Origin of the sequence: Actinosynnema sp. NPDC023658 (assembly GCF_040639995.1) — a bacterium.
Lineage (GTDB): Bacteria > Actinomycetota > Actinomycetes > Mycobacteriales > Pseudonocardiaceae > Actinosynnema.
Genome location: NZ_JBFAAX010000296.1, coordinates 1 through 7305, shown reverse-complemented (window position 1 = coordinate 7305; position 7305 = coordinate 1). Strand labels below are relative to the sequence as shown.

The following is a 7305-nucleotide window of genomic DNA, read 5'->3' as shown; positions in this document are numbered from 1 at the left end:
GTCGCGCACTCGTCCAGGTGCGCCTCGACCTGGGCCGTCTCCCGCTTGGTGAGGCCGTTGCGCGTCCACGCCGCCAACTTCGCCACGGTGGCGCGACAGCGGTGGGACGGGTTGTCGGCCAGGTGCGCCTGGAGGTAAGCGGTCTTGAGGCCTTCGCGGGCGCGGTAGGCCAGCGCGGACGCGCCGTTCGCGGTCAGCCCGAGCAGCTTCGCCAGCTCGGCGGCCGACTGGCCCTCGATCTCGGTCTGCCACAGCACGGTCTGCCACCGCTCGGGCAGGCTGGCGAACGCCCTGCTGGCCAGCGACCGCTCCAGCGTCGCCACCGCCGGGTCGTGGAACGGCACCGTGGTGACCTTCTCCACGCCGGAGACGGCCTCCACGTCGTCGGCCAGCTTCAGCTTCCTGTCCCGCCGCGTCTTGTCGTAGGCGGTGTGGCGCAGCGCGGTGAGCAGGTAGGCGCGGAACGCCGAGTCCGGACCACCGCCCGCGCGCACGGTGTCGAGGACCTTGGCGAACGCGTCGGACACCAGGTCGTCGGCCTCGGCGCTGGACCAGGACAGGTGGCGGGCGAGGTTGCGGGCGGCGGCGACGTGCCGTTCGAACAGCTGCCCGTACGCGTCGATCCGCCCGGCGCGCACGGCCGCGATCAGCTCGGCGTCCGACGGCGGTCGGGACGACCGCGCCCCACCGCGCGAACCGGCCGACGAGTTCGCGTCGGAGCTCAGCGCCTGGTCGAGGTCGTCGCGCAGGACGGCCAGGTCAGCGGACGCCCACCGCTCCAGCTCGCGCTCGTCGGGATGCCCGATCACGGGACGTCCACCTCCCAACACGGTATGTGAGCGACTTCGGTGCGGACCATATAGAACGGCCCATCTGCTGGTTACACCGCTACGCCCTACGGCGGTAGCCACCGACGCGCACGGACTCGTCATTTGAGCGTTCCGGGCCACGGGCGGGATCGTTCCGAGGCCCACGACGCTTCGGCAAACCGAACCGCGGGACGTCGCCGCGCGTCGCGGAACGATGATCGCCGCGAGGTGCGGCATCCGTAGACTGCCGCCGTGGCGGGGAGCATCGCGGACGGTCAGCGGCGTGGGCGCCGACGGGGAGAGCTGACGGTCGCCACGATCGCCCGACTCGCCGGGGTGTCGAAGCCGACCGTGTCGAAGGTGCTCAACGGCCGCGCGGGCGTCGCGTCCGAGACGAGGCAGCGCGTCGAGGCGCTGCTGCGGGAGCACGGCTACCGCCGCCCGGACGCCATCGCGCCGTCGGCGCTGCTGGAAGTGGTGTTCTACAACCTGGAACGCCACATGGCGATCGAGATCATGCGCGGCGTGGAGCCGGTGGCGCGCGAGCACGAGCTGGCCGTCGCGTTCACCGAGGTGGGCGAGCCGTCGTCCTCGGGCCGGAGCTGGGCGGAACAGCTGCTGGCCAGGCACCCCGTCGGCGTGATCGCGGTGTACTCGGCGTTCAGCCCCGAGCAGCAGGCGCTGCTGGCCCCGAGCGCGATCCCGCTGGTCGCGCTCGACCCGTCCGGGGAACCGCTGCACGTCACCCCGTCGGTCGGCGCGACGAACTGGAGCGGCGGCATCACGGCCGCGCGGCACCTGCTCGACCTCGGCCATCGGCGGATCGGGGTGGTCACCGGTCCGCTGCACTCCCTGGGCGCCCGGGCCAGGTTGGAGGGCTGCCGGGCCGCGGCGGACGCCGCCGGCGCCCCGCTGGACGACCGGCTGGTGCGGACCGGCGAGTTCACCTTCGAGGACGGCGCGTCCCTGGGCCGCGAGCTGCTGGCCCGGCCCGACCGGCCGACCGCCGTCCTGTGCGGCAACGACCTCCAGGCGCTCGGCGTCTACGCGGCGGCGTGGCGATTGGGCCTGCGCATCCCGCAGGACCTGAGCGTGGTCGGCTTCGACGACATCGACAACACGCGCTGGTGCTGCCCGCCGATGACGACCGTGCGGCAACCGCTGGCCGAGATGGGCGCGACGGCCGCCAGGATGCTGCTGGAGCTCGCCGCGGGCCACATCCCCGTCCAGCGCCGCGTCGAAGTGGCCACCACGCTCGTCGTGCGCGAGAGCACCGCGCCGCCCGCCTGAACGGCCCCGCCGCGCGTCGGCGGACGACGGCCGGAACCACGCTCCCCCGTGGCTGAACGGTCCGACCACCACCGACGGCCGAAAGTCCCGAAACTCCTTTTTCCGGCGGTATAACGAAATGGGGATAGCGGCCGCGTTATAGCCCGCCGAATCGACCGCACCCCATTGTGCCGAATGGTTCACGCCGATCTTCGGAAATGCCTCTGGCAACGGTCAAACCTCGATCGGACGACCGCCGGGGGACTACACACTGAGTTGTCCATCGAGGCCGCCACTCGTGACTGGGACACTTCGTTGTCCGAGTCCTCGGGATTTCCCTGCACACCTGAGGAGTTGGCGTGATACGCAAAAAACTCGGCACTTACCTCGCCGCGTGCCTGACGGTCCTGTCCGTCCAGGTCGCCACCGCGCCGGCGGCGCCCGCCGAGCCCGTGCAGCCGCCCAGCCCCACCGCGCCGGCGGTGCGAGCCGCGGACCAGGCCGCCGCGTCCGGACTGGACGCCCTGGCCAGGGGACCGCGGGAGCAGTTCCGGCGCCGGACCGTCTACCAGGGCGGCGTCCCGGGCCGGAAGGACCTGTTCTACGTCTCCTACGACCGCACCTACGAGGGCCTGCCGGTCATCGGCGGTGACGCCGTCGTGGCCACCGACGCGTCCGGCAACGTGCTGGACACCGTCGCCGCGCCGATGGGCGGCCTCGCCGTGGACACGACCGCGACGGTGACGCCCGAACGCGCCGCCGGCGTCGCCCGGTCCCGACTGTCCGTTGTGGACAAGGTCGAGAGCACCACGCTGTCCGTGCTCGCGGGCGGGCACGGCAAGCTGGTCTACGAGACCGTCGTGTCCGGGCGCAAGGACGGCGTGCCGAGCCGCCTCCACGTCTACGTCAACGCACGGACCGGCGCGGTCGAGGGCAGCGTGGACGACGTGCGGGCGGGCACCGGCACCAGCCAGTGGAACGGCCCGAACCCGCTGTCCATCGACACCAGCAACAACAGCACCGTCGACGACACCCGGCCCGGTCTGCGGTGCGTGGACTACGCGACGAGCGCGCCGTTCACCAAGCCGTCGAACTCCTTCGGCAACGGCAACGCCACCAGCAAGGAAACCGGCTGCGCCGACGTGCTCTGGTCCACCCAGAAGCAGTGGGAGATGATGAAGTCCTGGCTGGGCCGCAACGGGGTCGACGGCAACGGCCGCGGCGTCACGGTCAAGGTGGGCCTCGACGCGGTGAACGCGTACTGGACCGGCCAGCAGATCGAGATCGGCCACAACAACGCGAACCAGTGGATCGCGTCCATGGACGTGGTCGCGCACGAGCACGGGCACGCCATCGACCAGTACACGCCCGGCGGCGCGGGCCGCGAGGCCGGTCTCGGTGAAGCCACCGGCGACATCTTCGGCGCGCTGACCGAGGCCTACGCCAACGAGCCGTCACCGTTCGACACCCCGGACTACCTGGTGGGCGAGTCGATCAACCTGGCCGGTCGCGGGCCCATCCGCAACATGGCGAACCCGTCGGCGGTCAGCGGTCACCCGAACTGCTGGTCCAGCGCCATCCCCGGCACCGAGGTGCACGCCGCGGCCGGTCCGCTCAACCACTGGTTTTACCTCCTGGCCGAGGGTTCGGCGGCCAGCCCGACCTGCGACGGCTCCAAGGTGACCGGGATCGGCATCCAGGCCGCGGGCCGGGTGTTCTACAACGCCATGCTGCTCAAGACCTCCGGCATGACGCACTTCCGCTACCGCGTCGCGACCCTCACCGCGGCGAAGAACCTCGACCCGACCTGCCGCCAGTTCACCGCGGTCAAGGCGGCGTGGAACGCGATCAGCCTGCCGGCGCAGCCTGGTGAGCCGACCTGCGTCAACGTCCCGGCCGACGACTTCACGCTGGCGCTCGACCCCGCGTCGGGCACGGTCGAGCCGGGCGGGACGGCCCGGTCGACGGTTCGCACGACCACCACGTCCGGCAGCCCGCAGACCGTGGCGTTGAGCGCCACCGGCCAGCCGTCCGGCGTGTCGGTGCGCTTCGAGCCCGCGTCGGTGACCTCGGGCCAGACCTCGGCCATGACCGTGACCACCACGTCGGACGTGGCGCCGGGCACCTACCCGATCACCGTGCGGGGCGCGGGGTCCGCCGCCCACACCGTGACCTACGCCCTCACGGTCGGTGGCGTGCCGCCGGCGGACGACTTCGCCGTCGCGCTCGACCCCACCAGCGGCACCGCGGCCCCCGGCGGCGCGGTGACGTCCACCGTCGGCACCACGACCACGTCGGGTGCGGTGCAGAAGGTGGCTCTGACCGCGACCGGTCTGCCGGCCGGCGCGACGGCCGCGTTCGAACCGGCCACGGTGGCGTCGGGCGAGTCGTCGCGGCTGACGATCACCACCTCCGCGACCACCCCGGCGGGCACGTACGGCGTCACGGTCACCGGCGCGGGGTCGACCGCGTCGCACTCGGCCACGTTCACGCTGACCGTCCGGGAGGGTTCGCCGGGCGGCTGCGCCGGGCTGACCGCCTGGAGCGCGACCCAGGCCTACGTGCCGAACGACCTGGTCTCGCACAACGCGCACAAGTGGACGTCGACCTGGTACTCGACCGGTGCCGAGCCCGGACTGCCCGGATCGTGGGCCGTCTGGCGGGACGAGGGCGCCTGCTGAACCTGAGCGGAGACCGTCGATGACGGGTGGCTGCCGACTCGCCTCGGCAGCCACCCCCGCGCGTTCAGCGGGTCACGGCGTTCAGCGGCCCAGGGCGTTCAGCGGCCCAGGGCCTGCTCGATGTCCTGCCAGAGGTCGTCGGCGTCCTCGATGCCCACCGACAGGCGGATCGTGCCGCCGGTGATGCCGTTGGCGTTCAACTGGTCCTCGTCGAGCTGCCGGTGCGAGGTGCTGGCGGGGTGCAGGACCAGCGTCTCCGTCCCGCCCAGCGACGGCGCGAGCCGGACCAGCACCAGACCGGTGACGAACTTCCGGCCCTTTTCGACGTCCGCCAGGTCGAACGAGAAGGCGCTGCCGTACCCGTCGAGGAAGCGGGACGCGACGGCGTGGCTGGGGTGCGCGTCGAGACCGGGCCAGTGCACCACGCGCACCGCCGGGTGCGCGGCCAGGCGGCGGGCCAGGACCCCGGCGTTCTGCTCGTGCTTGCGCACGCGCAACGCGAGGGTGCGCAGGCCGCGGATGGTGAGCCAGGCCGCGAACGGGTCCGGCGTGACGCCCAGCTCGACCGCGTGGTGCCAGGTCGAGCGGTACCGGTCGGGGTCGGCGAACACGGCCACGCCGCCGGTCACGTCGCTGTGCCCGCCGAGGTACTTGGTGGTCGAGTGCACGACCACGTCCGCGCCGTGCTCGATCGGGCGGCACAGCAGCGGTGACGCGAAGGTGTTGTCCACGACCACGAGAACGTCCGGCCCCACCGCGGCGCCGAGCGCGGGCAGGTCGCTGACGTGACCCGTGGGGTTGGCGATGGTCTCCAGGTAGAGGACCCGGGTCCGCGGTCGCAGCGCCGCCCTGACCTCCTCCGGGTCGTGACCGCCGACGTAGGTGACCGCGACGCCCCAACGCTCCTCCAGGTCGCGCAGCAAGGCGAGCGTGCCGCCGTAGAGCGCGCGCTGGGCGATCACGTGGTCGCCGGCCTTGAGGTTCGCGAGCAGCACCGCGTTGATCGCGCCCATCCCGGACGACGTGGCGAGTGCCGCCGTGCCGCCTTCGAGCCCGGCGACGGCGTCCTCCAGGGCCCGGACGGTCGGGTTGCCCAGCCGCGAGTACACGAACGCGCCGTCCGGCCTGGTCATGCCGTCGGCAAAGGCGTCGAGGTCGTCGAACGAGAACCCGGAGGTCTGGTAGAGCGGCACGGACAGGGGCCTGCTGGTCAGGGCGGGGACTTCGGTGTGCACGACGCGGGTGTCAGGCTGCATGACCTGAGCGTTGGTCATGAAGCGGTTCGGTTGTAGGTCCAATTCCGGCTAGATTGGTCTCATCATGAAGCCAATCTCCGTGGACGACCTGGCGGGGCGGCTCGGGCGCTGGTCCGCGGGCCGCGGCTCGCTGTACCTGCTGCTGGCCGCACGGCTGCGCGAGCTGGTCGACGAGGGACTGCTGCCCGCGGGGACGGTCCTGCCGCCGGACCGGTCGCTGGCCGCGGGCCTCGCGGTCGGGCGGACGACCGTGATCGCGGCGTACGACCTGCTGCGGCAGGAGGGGCGGTTGACGCGGCGGCGCGGCAGCGGCACCTGGGTGTCGCCGGGCGGGCGCGCGGCGGCGGTCCGCGAGGAGACCGCCAACCCGATGTTCGTGAACCTGCTGGAGCCGCCGGACGGCGTGCTCCAGTTCGCCTGCGCCGGGCCGATGACGCCGCCCGCGCGGCTGGTCGAGGCCTACCGGCGGGCAGGCGGCGGGCTGACCGGCGTGGACCTGGGCTACCACCCGTCGGGGCACCCGGCGCTGCGCGCGGCCCTCGCCACGCACTACCGCGCCCTGGGCGTGCCGACCGACGCGAGGCAGATCCTGGTGACGACCGGGGCGCAGCAGGCGCTGTCCCTGCTGACGCGCGCGCTCGTGCGGCCCGGTGACGAGGTGCTGGTGGAGGCGCCGACGTACCCCGGCGCGCTGGACCTGTTCCGCGAGGTCGGCGCGGTGGTCCGGGCGTCCGGCGACCTCGCGGGCGCGCTGGGCGGGTCCAGGCCCGCGCTGGTCTACGCGATGCCCGTGTTCCGCAACCCGACCGGCGCGTCGATGAGCCCGTTGGAGCGCGCGCGCCTGGTCCGGTCGGCGGGTGACGTGCCGCTGGTGTTCGACGAGGTGCTGGCGGAGCTGGACCTGAGCGGTGCGCCGACCCGGCCGCCCACGCCCGAGGCGATCACCGTGGGGTCGTTGAGCAAGGTGGTGTGGGGCGGGCTGCGGGTCGGGTGGGTGCGGGCCGACGCGGCGCTCGTCGCCCGGCTGGCCCGGTTCAAGGCGGTGCACGACCTCGGCAGCGCCGTGCTCGACCAGCTCACCGCGGTGGAGCTGCTGGCGGACTTCGCCGCCGTGCGGGCCGAGCGGGTGACGGCGTTGCGCCGGCAGCACGACCACCTGTGCGCACGGCTGCGCGAGGAGCTGCCCGAGTGGGGGTTCACGCCCGCCGAGGGCGGTCAGACGCTGTGGGTGCGGCTGCCCGGCGCGGACGCCGCGTCCTACGCCCAGGTGGCGCTGCGGCACGGGGTGGC

General features: G+C 73.1%; 5 protein-coding genes. 3 read left to right on the top strand and 2 right to left on the bottom strand.

Features of this window, described 5'->3' with window-relative positions; translation table 11 throughout:
- Positions 1–638 (bottom strand): sigma-70 family RNA polymerase sigma factor (locus AB0G02_RS24325; RefSeq protein WP_360797767.1); only part of this gene is annotated, 638 nt, incomplete at its 3' end.
- 423 nt (positions 639–1061) lie between these two features.
- Between AB0G02_RS24325 and AB0G02_RS24320 the strand changes: the two genes are divergently transcribed.
- Positions 1062–2099: a LacI family DNA-binding transcriptional regulator gene (locus AB0G02_RS24320; RefSeq protein ID WP_360797766.1), complete on the top strand. Its 1038-nt coding sequence runs from the start codon at positions 1062–1064 to the stop codon at positions 2097–2099.
- 338 nt (positions 2100–2437) lie between these two features.
- A complete protein-coding gene (locus AB0G02_RS24315; protein WP_360797765.1) occupies positions 2438–4759 on the top strand; it encodes a M4 family metallopeptidase in 2322 nt (773 codons plus the stop codon).
- 98 nt (positions 4760–4857) lie between these two features.
- Here the strand turns inward: AB0G02_RS24315 and AB0G02_RS24310 are convergent, their stop codons facing one another.
- Positions 4858–6015 carry an aminotransferase class I/II-fold pyridoxal phosphate-dependent enzyme gene (locus AB0G02_RS24310; RefSeq protein WP_360797764.1) on the bottom strand — a complete coding sequence of 386 codons (1158 nt, stop codon included), beginning with the start codon at positions 6013–6015 and terminating at the stop codon, positions 4858–4860.
- Between the two features lie 64 nt (positions 6016–6079).
- Here AB0G02_RS24310 and AB0G02_RS24305 point away from each other — a divergent pair.
- A partial coding sequence (locus AB0G02_RS24305) for a PLP-dependent aminotransferase family protein (RefSeq protein WP_360797763.1) occupies positions 6080–7305 on the top strand: 1226 nt, incomplete at its 3' end.